Consider the following 19,569-nt stretch of genomic DNA (forward strand, 5'->3'; position numbering starts at 1 on the left):
AAATCGCCTTTTTCATCGAACAGGAAGCAGCGATCGAAATCGCCGTCGAACGCGATCCCCATATCAGCGCCATGCTCACGCACCGCATCGGCGGTATCCGCGCGACATTCAGGCAGCAAAGGGTTGGGAATACCGTTAGGGAAAGCCCCGTCCGGCTGGTGATGCACCTTGATAAACTCCAACGGCACGCCCCGCGCCTTGAGTTGCGCCTCGATGGCATCAATCACATGCCCTGCCGCACCGTTGCCCGAGTTGAGCACCAGCTTCAACGGCTTGAAGTTTTTCACGTCGACGTAAGACAGTATGTGCTCTACATAAGCCCCCAATACGTCCTGGCGGACATAGCTACCGCGCGTTGCTGCCGGCGCCTGAAAGTGATTTTTCTCCGCCAGTTCTTGAATCGCTCGTAGCCCGGTATCGCCGCTGATTGGGCGAGAGCCTTCGCGCACTAACTTCATGCCATTGTAATCGATAGGATTATGGCTGGCGGTCACTTCCACGCCACCATCGGTTTTTAAATAGGTTGTGGCGAAATAGATTTCTTCGGTACCGGTTAAACCGATGTCTATCACATCAGTGCCAGAATCCTGTAAACCTTTCGCCAGCGCCAGTTTCAGGCTTTCACTGGTCAACCGCACATCGCAGCCCAACACGATCCGTTTGGGCTTCAAAAACTCGCCATAGGCACGTCCAATACGATACGCGATGTCCTCATTCAGCTCTTCGCCCAGCTTTCCCCGGATGTCATAAGCTTTAAAACACGTCAATTTTTGCATTACCAAACCCTGTTAAATTCTGCCATAGCGATCTTGCAAACGCTCAATATCATCTTCTTCCAGATAGCGCCCCGACCTGACCTCGATCATTTCCAAATCGATTTTTCCCGGGTTTTCTAGCGTATGGACACTGCCTGCAGGAATGAAGGTAGACTGATTTTCCGACAAGAAGAACTCTTGATCATCAACGTTAACTCTTGCTGTCCCACTCACAACGATCCAATGTTCGGCACGGTGGAGATGGCGTTGCACCGACAACCCCTCCCCTGGCCGCACAATGATTTTCTTCACCTGGAAGTGCGTGCCGCTGTCGATGTCGCAAATCTTTCCCCAGGGCCGGTAGGCGGTGGAATGTTGGCGAAAATGATGAAGATTGCGCTTTTTAAGCTCATCAACCACTTTCCTTACATCCTGTACTTTATCCTTGTGAGCGATCAGCAAGGCGTCAGTGGTGTTGACCACGATCAGGTTTTCCAACCCAATGGTTGCCACCAACGCAGACTCCGAAGAGATGTAATTGTCACTGGAGTCGATCGAAATAACGTCACCCACATTGACATTGCCCAACGGATCTTTTTCGGAAACGTTCCACAATGAAGACCAAGAGCCGACGTCGCTCCAGCCGGCATCAATGGGAATCACTACGGCATCACGCGTTTTTTCCATCACCGCATAGTCGATGGAATCACTTGGGCAGTGTTTGAAGATGTCTTGCTCAACCCGGATAAAATTCATGTCGCGTTGGCTCTTACCCACAGACTGCTGGGTTGTGCTAAAGATGTCGGGGCTGAACTGCCGCAATTCCTGTAAGAACTTGGCGGTCTTGAACATGAACATACCGCTGTTCCAACTATAATCTCCGCTGGCGAGGTATTCGATCGCTTTCTCCAAACGTGGTTTTTCCACGAATGCATCAACCTTGAAACAATCATTGGACAGGTGACTGCCGCGTTTGATGTAGCCGTACCCGGTTTCCGGATGTTCCGGAATAATGCCAAACGTGACCAGATGGTTATTGCCTGCAAACGAGATAGCCGTCTGGATCGCCGCGTGAAAATTATCGACCTTCGTGATCAGATGATCTGCAGCCAGCACCAAGAGCATGCTGTCTTCGTCTTCTTCCGCTGCAAGATGAGCGGCTAACGCCACTGCCGGCGCAGTATTGCGCCCTACGGGCTCTAAAATGATATTGGTCGCTAATTGTCCGATTTCACGCAATTGCTCGGCAACCAAAAAACGATGTTCCTCATTGCAAATGACCAAAGGAGCGGCAATTTCAATACCGCCCAGCCCCGACAAGCGCTGTAACGTCTGTTGCAGCAGGCTCATCCCACTGTCATCAATAGAAAGAAACTGTTTAGGGAACGATTCTCGCGACATCGGCCACAGACGGCTCCCAGCACCGCCGGCCATAACCACAGGGATTAATTTGGACATTATCTACCCTTTACTCCGCCATCTTTCCTAAACGAAGACGCTACACGTCACTGACGTCATCATTCTAAAATTCATACGATCATCAACCCATCGCCGCGTTTTTGCTAAAAGTATCAATTCCTCTAACCTACAGCCCTTTACAGGAATGATGTTCAGAAATAAACCCGACGAGTAAAAACACAGGAGGAACAACCTGCCGATAACATAACGTATTAACGAAAAAAGAGCAGCATAGCGCTGCTCTTTCAGATTAATGCTCATAGTGAATATGTTGCTAACGACTGCGGGCAAAATACTGCGCGACCCGCATAACGTCTTTTTCATCCAACGTACCGGAGTCGCTCAGCAAGGTGATCCATGATTTGATGTAGGCGTACTTGGCGGAGGCCAGATCGCGTTGGGCGCTATAGAGCTGCTGTTCGGCGTTGAGCACATCGACGTTGACGCGTTGCCCGGCCAGCACGCTCTGCCGAGTCGCCGTCACCTGTGTAGTAGCCGATTGTACCGCCAATTCATAGGCCGCTACCTTGGCGCGGCTGCTGATGCACAAATTGTATTGCTTGCGCAGATCGTTGAGCGTGGTGCCCGTCTGTGCATCCATTTCATACATCGCCTGGCCATAGCGCGCCGCCGCCTGCCGGGTCGACGCCGAAACGCCGCCGCCGGAATAAATAGGCATGCTGACCTGCACGCCGATGCTGTCGGTACGGTATTTCTGGTTAACCGTATTATCGCTGCTGGAGTCGTTTTCCGAATGCGAAGCATACAGCTGCACCTGCGGCATAAAGCCCGCACGATTCCTTTCGACATCATACTTGGCGGCATCCACGCCATGACGCGACGCGGCCAGCACCGGGTTGTTCTCCAGCGCGATCTTCTGCCAATCTTCGAACCTGGACGGGATCAGCGGTGCCACCTTGAACTTGCCCGGCCGCAAAACCTGCAATTCATCCAGTTGGTTCAGCGGCATACCGATAATCACTTCCAGCTCGCGCTGTGCGGCGTCCAGCGCGTCGCGCGCTTCAATTACCTGCGCTTCGGCCAGGCTGTAGCGCGCCTGGGTTTCCGATACGTCGGTAATGGTGCCTTCACCCGCGCTCATCAGGCGATCGTTCAAGGTCAGCTGTTCCTTGTAAGCCGCCTTTTGCGCTTCGGCCAACGCGATTTGATCCTTGGAATAGGCGACTTCGACATAGGCGTTAATCACCCTAACAGCGAGATCCAGCAACTTGCCGCGATAGCGCTCGTCCGACATCATCGTCTGTGCCACACCGGCTTTGTAGCGCGCGTACGCTTCATAGTCGAATAGCGGCTGCGTCAGCGTGATCGAACTGGAATAACTGCGATATTGCTGCCGCCGGGTGACCTCCGACACGTTGCCGAAAAAGTCGCTCTGCGGGTACTTTTGCGTCTGCCAGTTGCGCGGCGAATTCTGATAGTTCAGCGATACCTTCGGCAGCAGCCCCGCCCTGCCGATGTTTTCGTTTTCATCTCCCGCCTCTTTCTCTTTTATAGCCGCCCGGAAAGTCGGGTCCTTCTCTAATGCCAGCGAATATGCGTCTAAAATCCCTATCGAATAAACCGGCGCAGATATCGCAAACAAAAGGGTGCCGATAACCAGACCGGCAGCCTGTCGTTTTGATTGAATCAAAATTATTCCTCGGTTAATGAAGTATGAGCGCGATCCAAAATAGGTTTAAACAGATAACTCAGCAGCGAGCGTGAGCCCGTTTTCACGAACACCTCGACCGGCATCCCCGGCTTGATGTCCTCGCCACTGAGCATCTTCATGCCCTCCGGCGAGACCGTGACCTGCATCTGGTAGTAAGGTTCTCCATTGGCTTTGTCGACCAGGCGGTCGGCGGAAACCAGCGTGACCGTCCCCGGAATTTTCGGGGTTTTGTTTTGGTTGAAGGCGGTAAACATCAGATCCACCGGCAACCCGTTGTACACCTTGTCGATCAAATCGACTTTCAGGCGAGAATCCACCACCAGCGTCGCCTGGCTGGGTACAACGTCCATCAGGTGGTCACCCGCTCCCACGACGCCCCCCTGAGTGAAAATATTCAATCCGACCACGGTGCCATCCACCGGTGAGGTGATGGCGGTGTTGCCCAGATCGAAGTCGGCCATTTGCAGCTTGTTGCGGAACTCGCTGGCGTCCATTTGGGTTTGCGCCAGTTGCGTCCTGACCTCGCGCTGATAGTCGGCGAAGCGCTGATCGATACGCTGCTGAGATTCCTGCAGCTGCTTTTGCAATTGACCAATCCGCCCGATGGTTTCATCGATGCTGCTGTTCACCTCAGCGAACTGGCGCTGGACCTCCAGATAACGGTTGCGCGGCAAATAACCGTCCGCCGCCAGTTGCTTCATGCTGTTCATCTGCTCACGCAGGCTGGAAAGTTGGATCTGCTTGTTGGCGCGCGAATCCTGCAGGCCTTTCAACTGGAAGCGGATCCCATCCATCGACTGCTTATAACCGTCAATTTCACTTTGCAGCCCCTGGCGGCGAGAGGCGAACAGCTGCGTTTGCAACGCGATGATTTCGGCCACGCGCGGCTGATCCTTAACCTGGGTGAAAACAGGGGAAAAAGTGACCTTGCTCAGACCATCGCGTTCAGCCAGTAAACGCCCTTCAGTGGCCAGCGTGGTGTAGTACTGATCGCGCAGCGAATCAACCTGAGCCTGTGCCTGCACCTGGCTCAATTGCACCAGAACCTCACCGGCTTTCACCTTGTCGCCGTCTTTCACCGCGATGTTCTTGATGATGCCGCTGGCCGGGGCCTGCACCGTTTTGCGGTTGCCGGAAACGGTTACCGATCCCGGTGATGCCACCCCTTTATCCAGAGGGGCGAACGCTGCCCAGGCCAGAAATCCGAACAGACCAATTCCCACTACCAGCCAGCCCATCCGGGTAAACCGCCGTTCGTCCTGCGGGATCTCTTCAATATACGAGTCTTGCGGCTCGCCAATATGCGTCGACATACCAACTCCTTTAAACTGCGGATGGCAATAAAGCCATCAGGCAATTCACGGCTTAATTAATTTGCGTTTTTGGGATGTTGCCTTCATCCGGCTCAGAATTTACCGCCCTCACCGCTTGCTGAGGCTGTTGCGTCTGGGCTTTTTGCGCATTGGCCAACGCCTGAAGCACTTGTTGAGTCGGGCCGAACGCGTTGACGTTGCCATTCACCAACAGCAACAACTTGCTGGTCATCGACAGCAAATTGGTGCGATGGGTAATCAGAACCACCGTTTTATTACGTTGCTTGAGGAACATAATCGCCTGGTTCAACGCTTTCTCGCCCGCATCATCCAGATTGGAGTTAGGCTCATCCAATACCACCAGCGAAGGATCGCCGTACAAGGCGCGCGCCAGGCCGATACGCTGTTTCTGTCCACCGGATAACCCAGCGCCGCCGTTGCCGAGCACCGAATCGTAGCCGTTAGGGAAACGCAGGATCAGTTCGTGCACACCGGCCAGCTTAGCGGCTTCAATGACTTTCTCTGAGTCGATATCGTTAAAGCGAGCGATATTCTCGGCGATAGTCCCGGCAAACAGCTCAATGTCCTGCGGCAGATAGCCGATATACGGCCCCAATTCATCCTTGTTCCACTGATAGATGTCGGCATTATCCAACCGAACAATCCCTTCACTGACCGGCCAAATGCCGACCAGCAAACGCGCCAGCGTCGATTTCCCCGACGCACTCGGGCCAATGATCCCCAGCACGTCACCGGGCTGGATGGCAAAACTCACGTTATGCAATACCGCATCGCCTTTGGAGCCCGGCGGCGTGGCGGTAACGCCTTCTACTGCGAGTACCCCTTCCGGACGCGGCAAGGACATACCGGTACCACGTTGCGGGTGCGTTTCCAGCAGCTTGACCAACCGGCCATAAGAAAGCTTCGCCGCGCTGTAGCTCTTCCAGACGTTAATAACCTGCTCAATCGGCGCCAGCGTTCGCCCCATCAAAATGGAGCCGGCGATCATCATACCGGGCGTAATGTGCCCATCGATCGCCAGCCAGCCCCCCAGCCCCAGCACCAGCGATTGCAGCGACATGCGCACAAACTTGGTGATCGATGTGACCCGCGATGCGCGTTCGCTGGCGATGCGCTGACTGTTCAAAAACCGCTGGTGCAGACCGAACCACCGGCGTTTCAGGTTAGGCAACATCCCCAAAGCCTCGATCACTTCGGCATTTCGCAGATTGGTGCTGGCCAGCGTACCGGACATAATCGACAGCTTGCTGGCCTCCGCCAGCGGCTTTTTCGACACCATTTCGTTGATCACCGCCAATGCGATCAGCAACAGTGCACCGACCAGGGCGAAAAGCCCCAACCAAGGGTTAAAGAGGAATATCACCAACAGATAGATCGGAAACCACGGCGCATCAAAGAAGGCGAACAGCGCGCTGCCGGTAAGGAATTGGCGCAGATTGGTCAAGTCGCTCAGCATCTGGCCGGCGTCAGACGAACCGTTTTTCAGATTCGCCTCGTAGGCCGCAGTGTAGACTCGCGTGTTGAGACGCATATCCAGCTGACTGCCGATACGGATCACCACCATGCTGCGCACGTATTCCAACAGCGACATCATGCCGAACATGCCCAGCATGATCAGCGTCAGCATTAACAGCGTGATTTCATTACGAGAAGGAAGCACCCGGTCATAAACCTGGAGCATATAGATAGAAGGAACTAGCATTAATAAATTAATAAATGCGGTAAATATGCCAACGGTCCAAAAAACCTTACTGCGAGTCCGTATAACATCCGCAATTTCATTGCGCGGTATAAATTGATTCACTTTCTGCCCTTACATCATGTGCACTGTCAGTCAAAATCCGCATTGGACTCTTATAAGGAAAATCCTAAAAAGGGAAAAAATAAAATAAATCCTAAAGAACCCCCACCCCAGACATGCTCGAGACTGCAGATACTTTTTCTAACTATAGGTAGAGAAAGCGGATATCAGCAAGGCCGTAAGCAAAAAAAATCGCCTCACGAACCACAGAAAAAAACAAATGAAAACAGTAGGGTAAATAGTAGACAGGGCAAAGCGAGTTTAGTACGAAAGGGAATAAACCAGAGATAATGACGTGGTTCACAAAATTCAAAGAATACGGGGTGTTCACACACCCCGTATTATTTATTGGCTAACAGTTTCAATGGGAATTATTTCCCACTGGAACCCCTACTTACGCGTAGTGCAGAGTATCCACCAATTGCTGGTGGTTCTGCCCGGTCAGGTATACCACGGTATCGTTGAGATCCAGCGCATGGTTATCGTTGTTGTCGATAATCACATAAGAGCTGGCAGTATTACCGCCACCGCTGAATACTACGGATGCCACACCCACTTTCGACGTCAGCGAGTTGCTGCTGTCCAGACCGAGAATGCCGCCCAGCAGGCCGATAACGCCGTTGGTCAAACCGCCCACCAGCGTCCCCAACAGCGCATCCAATGTGTCTGCGGAACGAGTGCCGTAGTCCGCAACCGCCGTGCCGCTGGCGTCATTGGAGATAGTCAGACCGCCATGGTTAACATCGACAATCTTGTCTTTGAGGCTGCTAAAGTCCTTGATGGTCACACCCGCCTGCGTGTTACTCGCCTTGATGTCATAGATGTTGGCACCTGCGCCACCGGTCAGCGTGGTGTTGCCAATCACGCCCAGGGTATCGGCAGCACTGGAACCTTCTACGGTCAATTGGTAGCCGTTCAGGCCCAACGCCGACAGCACCGGCGCCAACAGGTTGGTGGTAATGACGCTCAGCGGCAGAATGTTCAGCAACTGAATGATGATACCGTCACCGGTACCGCCATGGCTGGAGTCGAGATTCAGCCCAGCGGTATTGGTGGACGCATTGATATCACGCACGTTGCTGAAACCGCTGCCCAGGGTCAGATCCAGCGCGTGATCACCGGTCACGTTGATGGTCTGAACCTGCGCATTGGTGCCGGCCAATGACAGAATGTTGTCAAAGCTACCTGTACCGCCTGAAGCCACGTTCACCGTGCTCAACGGAGTACCGCCAATCAGGCTGCTGCTGCTGTTCAGAGTGATGGCGCCAGCATTCACGTTGGCGGAACTCACCGCATCAAAGTTGATGTTGAAGTGATCGGTGGCGTTCTGCACGAAAGTGAAGTTCAGCGTACTGGCTGAAGTGGCGTCTCCTTTCACTTCCAGCTGCGCAGCGTTGCCGCCGGCGGCGTTGATGACGTTGACGTTAGCCAACCCGGAGATCACAAATCCTTGCGTGCCCAGATTGGTGGCCGCCGCGTTCTGCGTAACCGTGCCGCCGTTAGTCCCTTCCACCGTGGACGTTCCGTTGGTCAAGCCAAAGTCAAAGGTGTTGTTCGGCGTAGTAACGGTTGTGGTGGTCGGTGACCCAATCGCCGGCGTAGTAGTCAAAGTGCCGACAGACTTGCCGATATAGCCGGTCAGGTCGATCTTCTCAAAGTTCGAGAAGTTGTTGGCATTACTCGAAACAGTACTGGAGCGAATGCCCAAGGCGTTTTGGTTGGTCACCACGGTTTTGGTGATGAAGTTGGCGGAAATGGAGTCCGTCCCCGTGCCGCCGTCAGCCTTGACGGTGTTGGCGACGGTGTTAGCTCCGCCGGAAACGCCGTTCCCTGCCCAGTGCAGGCTATCGTTGCCGGCACCAAGGTTAAACTGCGCCGTGCCGGCCGCAATGTTTGCCGTCGATGTGACGACTACGTCATCCGCACCCGAACTGGCATTCAGGATGACGTTGCCGTTATTGACGGTGATATCTACGCCTGGATTAACGCCGTTGTCAGACAGGTTGACCGTTGCTGCGCTGGTGCCGTTGATAGTCAGATTCGCCAGATGGTCGGCGAACTTCAGGTTCACGGTGCTGGCGGCATTGGCGTTCAGTTGGACATTCGTCAGTACCGCTGTTTCGGCGTTGCTGATTTGATGAGAAATACCGGTGTTCACAGTACCCGTAGCGTTACCACCGGCGGCTGTAGTCGTCAGGCTAGCCGCGGTTTTGTACAACAGGCTGGTACCGATATCAAACTCAAATGCGTGCTGCTGAGTGACAGTAACCGCGTCAGTAGCCGTTGAAGTCCGCAGGTCATTAATGATGGCTTGGGTAATAACCGATTTATCAGTCCCCAAAGCACTGTAAAGCGCCAGCTGAGCCGGCGTAGCTGCAGTACCGTGAACAGCGGTGTAAACATGTTGGATAAAGTTATCACCAGTCAGCTGTGCGCCTTTCCGCTGGAATTCATCAGAAGCTAATGCACTGGTAATAAACTTAGTATATGCCGCGCCAGATGCCAGATACTTGCTCCAGCTATCCAAACCTACGGCGTCAATGCCGCGCTCCGGCACGGCCAGGAACACAGCAGCAGCCTGTTCCTGGTAATTCAAGCCAGGTAAGCTGCCAGCAGTGTAAGCAGTTGTTGCCAGTGTAAACGCCTGTTTAGCGGCGGCATCAGAGCTGCTGACACTGCCACGCAACGAGTTGATGAAATCAACAATAACATCACCACGCGTTGCTCCGCCTTGCAGTTCCGTCAAGTAAGTATTTAACTCGGTGCTATCTGGCGGCCGTTTAAAACCTTGAGTAAAGAGCTTGGTAATAAAATCCTGATTACTCAAAGTGTTAATATAACTGCGCTCATTAACAAAACTCTGAGCGGCGACGGAGAATGTTCTGGAACCATCATTAATTGCCGCCCCCCAATAGTTGACACCCGCAGCTGATTGCACGGACCCAAGAACATAGTAGATCGCTAATACATCAGAAGCGCCATTACCGGCCGCGGCTGCAGTATTCGCCGAAGGATACAATACGGCATCGATTTTATTATCAAATGCAGTTTGTTGAGAAAGTATGGTTGAATCAAAGCCATTGTAATTTAAGAGATCACTGACTAAACCGCCAACGATATTTGCCGCGGGCTGCCCTCCAGCAAGCAAAGCAGCTAAAACACCGGCGCTAGGTGCTGAGCCATAAACGTTGGTATATATCGCACTCACAATATCGCTAGTACTCTTCCCGCTATATAACGCCTGACCTGCACTGGAAGAGAGAATCTGAGCGACATATTGCGCTGAAGTTCCACCATTTTCAAGAAGTTGCCCGGCACTATCGAACGTCGCCGCGGATGCTGCTTTACCAAGAACAGCATAGTAAAGCGCAGCACCAGTCTGCTGTGAGACAAGAGATGACATGTGTATTCTCCTAGAGAAGCCATTCAAAAAACGTTACAGACAGCAATTTGCCGCTGAAGAACAAAGCAAGAACAAGCAAAACAAAAATGCATGAAAATCAATGAGTCGTCAGTTTCAATACTCCTATGGTTAAAGCAGTAGATACATACAAAGAAAGTATCTAAATTCAATGATGTCAAGATGAGAAAGAAAATATAAAAATAATCCTAATAGCGCAGATTGATACTAATCTTTCCTGCATTTAGTTAACGAGTGATTGCTTAGCTAACATTAGGAATAACCTTAGTTACTTTCGCGCTTGAAAGCGTAAAAATACCTGTAAAACCAATCTATTATTTTCACACTGACCTCAGCGAGATAAGACGATGACGTTCATGAAACTGCCCCCCTTCTCTCTCAAATTTATACTCGGCACACTTCTTGCCACCCTGCCTCTGAAAATCGGTTATGCCTTCGAGATTGGCATTAACACACACCTACGCTGGTATCCAGAAGAGCAAGATCATTATTTGAACTTGATAAGTAACTATGGTTTTAATTCCTTTCGTGATGATTACCTTTGGGGGTTAGTTGAACAACAGAAAGGCACCTATCAACCTGTAGATAAACTTATACGTGTAGATAAGTCTCTCTTAGTTGCAAATAAAAACTATGGTATGAACCCCATTGCCGTTCTAGCCTATGGCAATGATCTCTATGATAAAAGTGGATATGCCAGCAACGATGAATCTATCGCAGCTTATGCAAATTATGCATACTGGACAGCAAAAAGATTTAAAGGAAAGGTCAAGTATTATGAGATCTGGAATGAGTGGAGTGTTGGCACCGGCACGCATAATAAATCACCAGCCCCTCCTCCAGCTCAGGTCTACTACAAACTCATCAAGCAGGCCTCTATAGCGATAAAGAGGGCAGACCCCGGAGCTATCGTGCTTGCAGGCTCCTTCGATCCTTTAGGAAACGATGGATTAAAATGGTCCGATGACTTGATAAAGCTGGGCATGCTCAATTATATAGATGGGATATCAATACATCCGTATAGCTTTAAATCCAGTGATAAATCGCTGACTACCCCGGAAGGAAACATTGAAAAAATCGATGGGTATCAAGAAGAATTGAAGAGGCTCGTAGGCAAAGAGGTCCCTATTTACATCACTGAAATTGGCGTACCAACCAATGCGGGGAAATTTGGGTACAGCGAGGACTATGTAGCCCAATATGTTGTCAAATATACTCTTCTTGCAAAAGCCAGGGGATATATAAAAGGAGTTTGGTGGTATGACTTAAGCGATGATGGTGATAACAACCAAAATATAGAGCATAGATTTGGATTGCTCAGGAAAAATGGGAGTAAAAAGCCAAGCATGGAGTCATACGAGAAAATTGCCGATTTAATAAAAAATTACTCGGTAAAAAATTACAATGTGACAACCGATGGTAAAGTGAATTTAATCTTTAGCAATGGAAAAAAAGAAGCCAGGGTTAGTTGGAAAAAGAATGATACGCAGGAGGGAAGGAATTCCACAACGGGAAGAATAATGTCGCTCATGACGAGTAGTAAACCATCTTCGCAGAAAATTACGGCTCTCGTTATTGAAGACCCAACGCAAAAAAGTCAACCAGCGGTTAGCGCAGACACGCCAGTGATAACATTCGGCAACGAGTAAATCCGCATTAAACCAAATGAAAAATAACCTCCTTTGGAGGTGGTTTAAAGCCGAAAAAAAAGCGAGACGATAAACACAGTCTCGCTTTTATCATTTTTAAAATAGTACCGTTATACTATCGTATAACGCCCTGCATTGAGCATGTCGGAAAATAATCTCTCGGACTTTATTGATGGAGAAACAATATAGGTAAACTTAGCAGCCATAGCTAACGGGATATCATCATAATGATCAGTAAAGAAAAGATCTGGTTCCTCAGAAAATTGCTCCCGAACGAATTTAAGCTTCACTACATTTAATGTTTCGACAAATTCACCTGAGTGGCAAAAATGTGCACATATAGTGACATCAAAATCATTAACTTCCTGAGAGAAAGAGGACACATAAATATCCGGCGCTGCAGTTGCCAAGCACTTAGTCGAATTATCACCTAGAACGAGCAAATCCTTTCGGAGAGAATGGCGGGCCAACCATTTTCCGTACTTCTTACCGACATAGGGCCAAAACTTGGTGCGTTGCTGAATCGCTAATAAAGCCACCTTAAATCCAACGCGATCCATTCTCCCAATTTTCCTGCATATGGCGAATTTAATAATAGAGAATAAAAAATACCATCTAAGGAAAAAAATAGAGATGAAAAAAGACAGAACAACCCATACTTTAAAAGTGTTAAATGGCACAAGTGTGCCATCAAGATCATATACGGATTTCAACCTTTTCTCCTAACATCACTAGCCCAGGGATAACGAATAAGATAGCCCTTATAAAGATAAAAATCTGGAATAAAAGCAGGCTCGTCAAATGTGACATTTAACGCAGCAGTTTTAACGACCGAATCCGATGAAAGATACGGTTGGAGAAAATTGATGCAATCAATAAACGTACCACCACTATCAACGGCATCATCAACAATTAGAATTCTCTTACCTTTTCGCAGGTGTTCCAAGTCGCCGGAGATATGCGCCACAGCTCCTACTGACAATATTCTTCCGGATTTTCTGAACTTACGTTCGTTGAATTTTATTTCCGCTATTCTCAATAAGTCATTTATCGGCCTTGGGAGGAAAGGCAAAAAAGAAGCCATTCTGAACTTGGACTTCTTCTTAGTAGAATTTCGCTGCCTTTTTATTATAACAAGCGGAACATTAATTTTTTTCCCAATTTCCTCAGCGACATAGCGTCCACCAGTGGCAACACCAATAATAACATCAGGGGAAAATTCTTTAATTATTTCTTTAGACAACCGATCACATAACGAATCGAAATCTTTGCCGATAGCCGTAATAACTTTCATATCAAAACTTTCCTATGATATTTTCATAAACAGAGTAAGTCTCCGTTGCGCATCGCTGCCAACTGAAAGTATCAGCTCTTCTTAAACCTTTTTCTGACAAAGAGGCACGTAACTGAGCATCATTAAAAACATTCTCCATAGCACTAACTAACTGAGAAAGGTCATTTGGATTAACCAATAATGCTGCATCACCAGCTATTTCCGGGCAGGAACCTGCGGTAGAGGTGATGACAGGGGCCCCGCAAGACATCGCTTCTAGAATAGGCAAACCAAATCCCTCGGCAAAACTTGGAAATACCAGGCAAAGCGTGTTGTTATACAAATGAACAAGGTCCTCATTCGAGACACCTCGAAGGACTTTTATTTTATCCGGGTTATTAAATATTTTATTTTCCAAGGCAGGATTAGGAAATGCCGGATCGAACCCTCCAACCAAAACTAACTGCACATCAGCATCGGCAAGTCTCTCGAATGCAGCAATAACACTATCAATATTCTTAATCGCGGCAAACCGCCCGACAAAAAGAAAATATGGCTTAGTCACACCCAGACTAGCGATTACATCATTAGATTTTACTTTATCTTTCACGTGGAACTGCTTGCTCGCAGCTTCGTGCACAACCGTAATTTTATTTTCATTAACACCGAAGTTCTTGATTATCTCATCTTTCGTATAATGAGAAACTGCAATTATATGATCTGCTTTTTTTAAACTAGGCGGCGTGAAAATTTCCAATCCTTTAGTCAACTTAGGATTGAAGTACTGTTTGTGCGTACGGAACATGACATCATGAACAGTCACAACATGTTTCGTACTTCTGGTTGTAACCAAGGGTGATAAATAATTTGTATGCAAGAGATCGCATTTATTGCGCCATTCAGCAAGTGCAAATCCGCCGAGAAGGTTCATAGGCGTCCAACCTGATATCAACTTCTTTATTTCTACACGATTATCATTTAAGAAAGGTTGCCCAGCCTGCTTAGTTAAAACAATGGCAGGATCGTCCGCCAGAAGCAATAACTTATCATCGCGATTTATGCACGAAACCAAGTTATTCGCCAATTCTATTGTGTACGTTCCAGTCCCTTGACTAACCTTTTGCATAAATCGGCTATCGAGTGCGATTCTCATTATCCATTCCCATAAAATAAACTATTATAAAGTTAGTATGCGCCATCACGCTTTAATACAACACCTATAGTTTTAAATAGAATCGCAATGTCATTCCAAAGCGCCCAATTCTTAACGTACCATGCATCAAAATACACGCGCGTGTCATAATCAATATCATTACGGCCACTGACCTGCCACAATCCTGTCATTCCTGGCTTCGCCATGAAGTAGTAATCGACATCACCTGCATAACGTTCCAATTCTTTTTCAATAACCGGTCTTGGGCCAACTAGACTCATTTCACCACGAAGTACATTCCACAATTGAGGTAACTCATCCAGGCTTGTCTTTCTAATAAAAGCGCCAATCTTTGTAATACGTGGGTCGTTTTTCAATTTAAAGTCTTTATTCCATTCTTCTCTGGCCTCAGGATCTCGCTCCAATAAATCTGCAAGTACTTCCTGAGAATTTAGAACCATCGATCTGAACTTTAAGCATTTAAATTTCTTTCCATTGTGCCCCACTCTCTCATGCCCATAAATAGGACGACCACCATCTCTTGAAACTTTGTAAGTCAAGAAAATCAACACGGGAGAAAGTGCAACCAAAATAAGAGATGAGCCAATAATATCAAATGTGCGCTTAATGAAGCGTGATGAACGCTTGGCTAAATTATTGCTTACCCGCAGAATCATTACTTCATGACTAAAAATAAATGACATATCGGTGCCATAAAGAGGAACACCACGAAGAGTTGGGATAACAGAAACCGACCGACAATTATGCTTAGCCAGATCTTTCAACCACCAATCACGTAGCGCATGTTGTTCAAATTCAAGTGCGACGATAAATTGCGTACTCTCAACATTGACACAACGCCACAGCTCTTCTTCCGAATTAATGACCGGGATGCCAAAATAATTATCTTCGCATGGTTTATCCGTACACACAAAGGCAACAACTTCAAATCCAAGAACTTCTTCACTTTGCAATGCTGCATAGGCTTCAAAGGCATTTCTTCCCGAGCCAATGATTATGGTTTGTTTTTTCCACAACCCCATCTTGTTAAGGATTTTTTTTGTTAATGCTCTCCCCAACGGCACTAAAATAATTATCAACATCCATGATAACACCCAAACTGAACGAGAAAAGTTCCACTTAGAAAATGCAACTAGAGCTAAATCAAGAACAGCAAAAATAACTAGCGTTCTGAGAACTTCCTTGAGCTCAAACCAAAATGGCTTTCTATATGTGTAGTGTCTAAGCCTTGTCCAGAACCAAAGAACACACACTACAGATATAACAAACTGCGCAACAGAACGAATAAAAAACTCATCCTGAGGTATATAATTATTTAACCCATCAAATAATTTGTAAAGAATGAAATACGAAAGATAGACCGATATGTTAAAAAAGAAAATATCTGACAATGCTAGCATTAGTTTTGTCGTAAAATCGCCAAAAAAAACATTTGTTTTTTTCATTATGCATCCCGAATACTATTTTATAAAATTCAACACGTTATAGAGACAGGTAATTACCGAACAGCGAGTCAAATTAATTTCATATGAATTAGATAAGCTAGATATTTATTTTATAACTTCACGATAAAGTGAACTTACTTTCTGTGTCATAAAACAGCTTTTGAAGTTTTTACTGTAATTATCATAACTTCTTTCGCTCATCGTTTTCCAAAAATCCAAATTTTTATCGCAAATAACGGTAGAAAAACCTTTTATATCCCCATAATCAACTAAAAAACCTGTGACACCATTTATAATAATTTCTGGCAGTGAACCTCGTTCAAAAGCCAGAACGGGTAAACCGTAACTTTGCGCCTCTACGGCAACAAGGCCGAAGGCCTCCCAACGACTTGGCATCAGTAAGACTGTTGCATGGAAAAAATAAGGTGCAATATCTTCATACTTCAACCAGCCTATGTACGTTATTTTTTCACCATATACAGGAAGACTCTTATACTCTATAACATAGTCTCCGATCACAGTGATATGTATATCCTCATTCTGAGAAAGCAAATTGGTTATATTTAGAACGTGATCAAAACCTTTCTGGTGATCCGTCCGTCCAACAAAGAGAATATTCTTTTTATTCGCGTATTTATAAGGGCTTTTTTGCGTTACTATCAAAGGATCTTGAACACCATTATAGATAATGACTAAACGCTCTGGATTAAGCCCCCATTTTATGGCTTCCCTATATTCATATTCACTGACACAAATAGTTTTATCCGTCACTTTCTCTAGCATGCGCTCAATAAATGCGTAGACTCGCTTTTTATAAACAGGAATATCCATTAAGAAAGCAAAGGCATGCGGACAGTAAATCACTTTGGGGTGATAAAAAACAAATATTATAGGCAAAGCCAAACGGCATAAAAAGCCAGCAAAACTACTGTGTAAATGAATTACATCCGGTTTTTTATTTAAAACAACTCGCAGAAAACAAAACAGAAGCAAAAATAATGACATGGTATTTCTTCCAGTTCTATTGAATGGAGAAAGCACATGTTCTCTAACACCAACCAGTTCAGATAACTGTTGTCTCGGAACAATGCATAATACCTCATCTTCAGTATCTTGCTGTTCCATAACCAGTTGTCGCATGATTGTCGCAACACCACCCTTTATTGTTTCGGCGACATGCAATATTTTCACTAATCACTCCAGGGCTTATCTTTTGCGTAGCCTTCAAGTATATTATTTATTTTATTAGCCGACGCCAACCAATTAAATCGCTTAGCGTTTTCAAAACCTCGTTTAATCAGTGAATCCCTTAAACCACCATCATGGTATAGTTTCTCTATCTGTGAAATTAAACTTTCAGAACAAGTTGGTGAAAAATAAAGCGCACTATCGTTCAACACTTCCGGCATTGATGCTGTATTAGATGCAATAACAGGACAACCGCAAGATTGAGCCTCAAGCAATGGAATTCCGAAACCTTCATAGAGGGATGGGAAAACGAAAGCAAAGGCTCCTGAATAAAGCACTGCCAGTTCCTCATCAGTAACTCGGCCATAGTACTTTATATATGAATTATTACTCACTGCAGAATAGGTAACTGTTGAAAAATTTCTATTCGATGCACCGACAATTTTTAACTCCAAACCTAAACTATTATTTATTTTTTCAAAACTATCAATTATCAGTTTAAAATTCTTATGAACGCTTGGAGAAGATACACATAGAATATATGGATTGTCTGGCTCAGTAATTTTGCGTGGAAAGAAAACCTCAGTAGCTGCATTATTGACAACATCAATATTCTCAATTCCGTAGGCCCGCTCTATTTCATTTCGAGAAAAATCACTGACAGTAATGATTTTTTTCCCTCTTTTTAAAAGCCACGGTGAAAAAATTCTATAAAAAAATCTAAAACCTAGTGAGTAACTTTTGGGATAAACTCGATAAGTTATATCATGATGAACAATGATATTGTTAAAGAACCCTATTGGAGCGGTATTACAAAAACTTAAAAGCACATTTCCATTTCGCACCATAAAGAGAAATAACTCTGTTTGCTCCCATAACTGTCCGGATAGGCGCCCGATTCTCTTTATATTAAACGCCTTAGTAATCTCATTATCTGGCGTAGTTTTAGGGCAAAGCACAACAATATCATCTCGGATCTTAATCAAATTAAGTAAGATTTGAATAGCAAAGCGTTGAACGCCTGTCACCTCTTGCGTTAAAAAACGGCCATTAACATAGATCACAATCGTTAACTCACTTTTGTATAAACTGGATTAGCACTGCCCTCCTCATCGGAGTATTCTTCCGGTTTAAGTGAAACTAAAAGCGCAGTTATTATTATCGGGAATATATAACCAGGATAGTTGGTAAATGGATTATTATAGGCAAAGTTTGTTAGCAATGATATCAACCAGTACAAATAGACACCGTGTGGTAATACGGTAGATGTCTTCTTATACAAACTAACCAACAGTAAAAAAGCACCGAAAACAAATACCAGTACGCCAACAAATCCATAATTTGAGAGAAGGTAAATGTACAAACTGTCTAGCGGAATCGCCGTTGTATTATCTTCAACCCCAACCATACCACTACCGTTCACAGCATAACCAGAGCCAAAGTAAATAGAGTAGGCTGAATCTAACACTTGCTCAATATAAAGAATACGCAAGAAAATACTGTTTTCGGCGTATGTATTTTCCTTTGAAGAAAACACTTCATATATAAATGTGTTAGTAACGGAAAGGAAAAAAACAATGGAAACAACAACAGTAATCCAAGTAATGAATCTCAACGCTCTCTGATTCGAGACAAGTCTATTAATAATCATATAAAGAACATAAATTACCATCATCACGAAAGCTGTTTTTGATGTAGAGCAAAGAATGCCTGCGATCATTAAGAATGTAAATAGCGCTCTTCGCTTGACTGAAACAAATGAGGCAAGAGCGAGGCCAAAGAAAAGATATTCACTGAGGCTGAAAGGTGTTGTCAATAAACCCAGAGCTCTTAAATAACCATCTGTAGTGCGTAAAACAAGGCCATTGTCTTTACCAAACGCGGTTAACATCGGGCCAGGATTGAACCCCAGAACCTGGAAAATAAGCTCTGCCGAGAAGAACTCAGCAATAGTGGCTAACGCATTAATCGAACAAAAAATAATATAAAACTTAATAAAAACAGATACTATGTTTTTTTTCTCTTCAGTGCTAAACATACTCGCTAACGCTGCGATCAATATTGCCGAAATTGCGAAGAGTTCAACTCGAAACTGTATAGCAATCCTTGTCATATCAAATTTTGAAAAGAGTAAGGTCGCCAAAATATATGAAAGGATAAAAAAACAAATCGCTAAAAGCGTTAGCATCAATGTGGTGAACTGCCTACCTGCCTTATATCCATTTGCAACAAAAAAGAAAATCATCAACAACGGAAATACTATCGAGAAGAAATCTTTATAGAGTAAGATCAAACGAGTAGTATTATAAGCAAAAATTGTAACCAGCCCATTTAATGAAGCTAATGCCAGGTACGTCAGAATAAAAAATATAAATATCTTTGAGGTTGATGTGTTCATT

General features: G+C 46.1%; 13 protein-coding genes and 1 pseudogene. 1 reads left to right on the forward strand and 13 read right to left on the reverse strand.

Annotated features, from left to right (window positions below):
* The 6 genes and pseudogenes from ACJ8OK_RS06330 to ACJ8OK_RS06355 all read right to left on the reverse strand — a co-directional run.
* Nucleotides 1–776, reverse strand: a pseudogene (locus ACJ8OK_RS06330) (phosphomannomutase CpsG); the annotation flags it as partial.
* 12 nt (nucleotides 777–788) lie between these two features.
* Nucleotides 789–2,213 carry a mannose-1-phosphate guanylyltransferase/mannose-6-phosphate isomerase gene (locus ACJ8OK_RS06335; RefSeq protein WP_060559065.1) on the reverse strand — a complete coding sequence of 475 codons (1,425 nt, stop codon included), beginning with the start codon at nucleotides 2,211–2,213 and terminating at the stop codon, nucleotides 789–791.
* 274 nt (nucleotides 2,214–2,487) lie between these two features.
* Nucleotides 2,488–3,864 carry a TolC family outer membrane protein gene (locus ACJ8OK_RS06340; protein WP_033633507.1) on the reverse strand — a complete coding sequence of 459 codons (1,377 nt, stop codon included), beginning with the start codon at nucleotides 3,862–3,864 and terminating at the stop codon, nucleotides 2,488–2,490.
* 2 nt (nucleotides 3,865–3,866) lie between these two features.
* Nucleotides 3,867–5,198 (reverse strand): HlyD family type I secretion periplasmic adaptor subunit, encoded by a 1,332-nt coding sequence (locus tag ACJ8OK_RS06345; RefSeq protein WP_004938859.1) that lies wholly within the window; start codon nucleotides 5,196–5,198, stop codon nucleotides 3,867–3,869.
* Between the two features lie 52 nt (nucleotides 5,199–5,250).
* On the reverse strand, nucleotides 5,251–7,023 hold the full coding sequence (locus tag ACJ8OK_RS06350; protein ID WP_031299834.1) for a type I secretion system permease/ATPase: 1,773 nt from the start codon (nucleotides 7,021–7,023) through the stop codon (nucleotides 5,251–5,253).
* Nucleotides 7,024–7,414: 391 nt separating this feature from the next.
* A complete protein-coding gene (locus ACJ8OK_RS06355) occupies nucleotides 7,415–10,423 on the reverse strand; it encodes a beta strand repeat-containing protein (protein WP_060559062.1) in 3,009 nt (1,002 codons plus the stop codon).
* A gap of 365 nt (nucleotides 10,424–10,788) precedes the next feature.
* On the opposite strand from ACJ8OK_RS06355, the gene ACJ8OK_RS06360 reads away from it, so the two are divergent.
* Nucleotides 10,789–12,090, forward strand: coding sequence for a cellulase family glycosylhydrolase (locus tag ACJ8OK_RS06360; protein ID WP_079007606.1), 1,302 nt, complete (start codon nucleotides 10,789–10,791; stop codon nucleotides 12,088–12,090).
* Nucleotides 12,091–12,200: 110 nt separating this feature from the next.
* On the opposite strand, the gene ACJ8OK_RS06365 is transcribed toward ACJ8OK_RS06360, so the two are convergent.
* The 7 genes from ACJ8OK_RS06365 to ACJ8OK_RS06395 form a co-directional block, all read right to left on the reverse strand.
* The gene (locus ACJ8OK_RS06365; RefSeq protein WP_060559056.1) at nucleotides 12,201–12,803 is read right to left on the reverse strand and encodes a haloacid dehalogenase-like hydrolase; all 603 of its coding nucleotides are present in this window, start codon (nucleotides 12,801–12,803) and stop codon (nucleotides 12,201–12,203) included.
* A complete protein-coding gene (locus tag ACJ8OK_RS06370; protein WP_033633509.1) occupies nucleotides 12,800–13,384 on the reverse strand; it encodes a phosphoribosyltransferase in 585 nt (194 codons plus the stop codon). Before ACJ8OK_RS06370 ends, ACJ8OK_RS06365 begins: the two co-directional genes overlap by 4 nt.
* A 1-nt stretch (nucleotide 13,385) precedes the next feature.
* On the reverse strand, nucleotides 13,386–14,516 hold the full coding sequence (locus tag ACJ8OK_RS06375) for a glycosyltransferase family 4 protein (protein WP_060559049.1): 1,131 nt from the start codon (nucleotides 14,514–14,516) through the stop codon (nucleotides 13,386–13,388).
* 32 nt (nucleotides 14,517–14,548) lie between these two features.
* Nucleotides 14,549–15,982 (reverse strand): undecaprenyl-phosphate galactose phosphotransferase WbaP, encoded by a 1,434-nt coding sequence (wbaP, locus tag ACJ8OK_RS06380; RefSeq protein WP_033633510.1) that lies wholly within the window; start codon nucleotides 15,980–15,982, stop codon nucleotides 14,549–14,551.
* Nucleotides 15,983–16,087: 105 nt separating this feature from the next.
* Nucleotides 16,088–17,173 carry a glycosyltransferase gene (locus ACJ8OK_RS06385; RefSeq protein ID WP_033633511.1) on the reverse strand — a complete coding sequence of 362 codons (1,086 nt, stop codon included), beginning with the start codon at nucleotides 17,171–17,173 and terminating at the stop codon, nucleotides 16,088–16,090.
* Nucleotides 17,173–18,234: a glycosyltransferase family 4 protein gene (locus tag ACJ8OK_RS06390; RefSeq protein WP_074469399.1), complete on the reverse strand. Its 1,062-nt coding sequence runs from the start codon at nucleotides 18,232–18,234 to the stop codon at nucleotides 17,173–17,175. The genes ACJ8OK_RS06385 and ACJ8OK_RS06390 overlap by 1 nt, the downstream gene beginning before the upstream one ends.
* 5 nt (nucleotides 18,235–18,239) lie before the next feature.
* Nucleotides 18,240–19,568, reverse strand: coding sequence for a hypothetical protein (locus ACJ8OK_RS06395; RefSeq protein WP_060559043.1), 1,329 nt, complete (start codon nucleotides 19,566–19,568; stop codon nucleotides 18,240–18,242).
* Nucleotide 19,569 lies beyond the last annotated feature (1 nt).

Source organism: Serratia sp. CY71090 (assembly GCF_052166845.1).
Lineage (GTDB): Bacteria > Pseudomonadota > Gammaproteobacteria > Enterobacterales > Enterobacteriaceae > Serratia > Serratia nematodiphila.

Bases quoted from the DNA above. Each gene is read 5' to 3' on its own strand.
- ACJ8OK_RS06335 (WP_060559065.1), bottom strand. From the start codon at position 2,213: ATGTCCAAATTAATCCCTGTGGTTATGGCCGGCGGTGCTGGGAGCCGT.
- ACJ8OK_RS06345 (WP_004938859.1), bottom strand. From the start codon at position 5,198: ATGTCGACGCATATTGGCGAGCCGCAAGACTCGTATATTGAAGAGATC.
- ACJ8OK_RS06355 (WP_060559062.1), bottom strand. From the start codon at position 10,423: ATGTCATCTCTTGTCTCACAGCAGACTGGTGCTGCGCTTTACTATGCT.
- ACJ8OK_RS06360 (WP_079007606.1), top strand. From the start codon at position 10,789: ATGACGTTCATGAAACTGCCCCCCTTCTCTCTCAAATTTATACTCGGC.
- ACJ8OK_RS06370 (WP_033633509.1), bottom strand. From the start codon at position 13,384: ATGAAAGTTATTACGGCTATCGGCAAAGATTTCGATTCGTTATGTGAT.
- ACJ8OK_RS06375 (WP_060559049.1), bottom strand. From the start codon at position 14,516: ATGAGAATCGCACTCGATAGCCGATTTATGCAAAAGGTTAGTCAAGGG.
- wbaP (WP_033633510.1), bottom strand. From the start codon at position 15,982: ATGAAAAAAACAAATGTTTTTTTTGGCGATTTTACGACAAAACTAATG.
- ACJ8OK_RS06395 (WP_060559043.1), bottom strand. From the start codon at position 19,568: ATGAACACATCAACCTCAAAGATATTTATATTTTTTATTCTGACGTAC.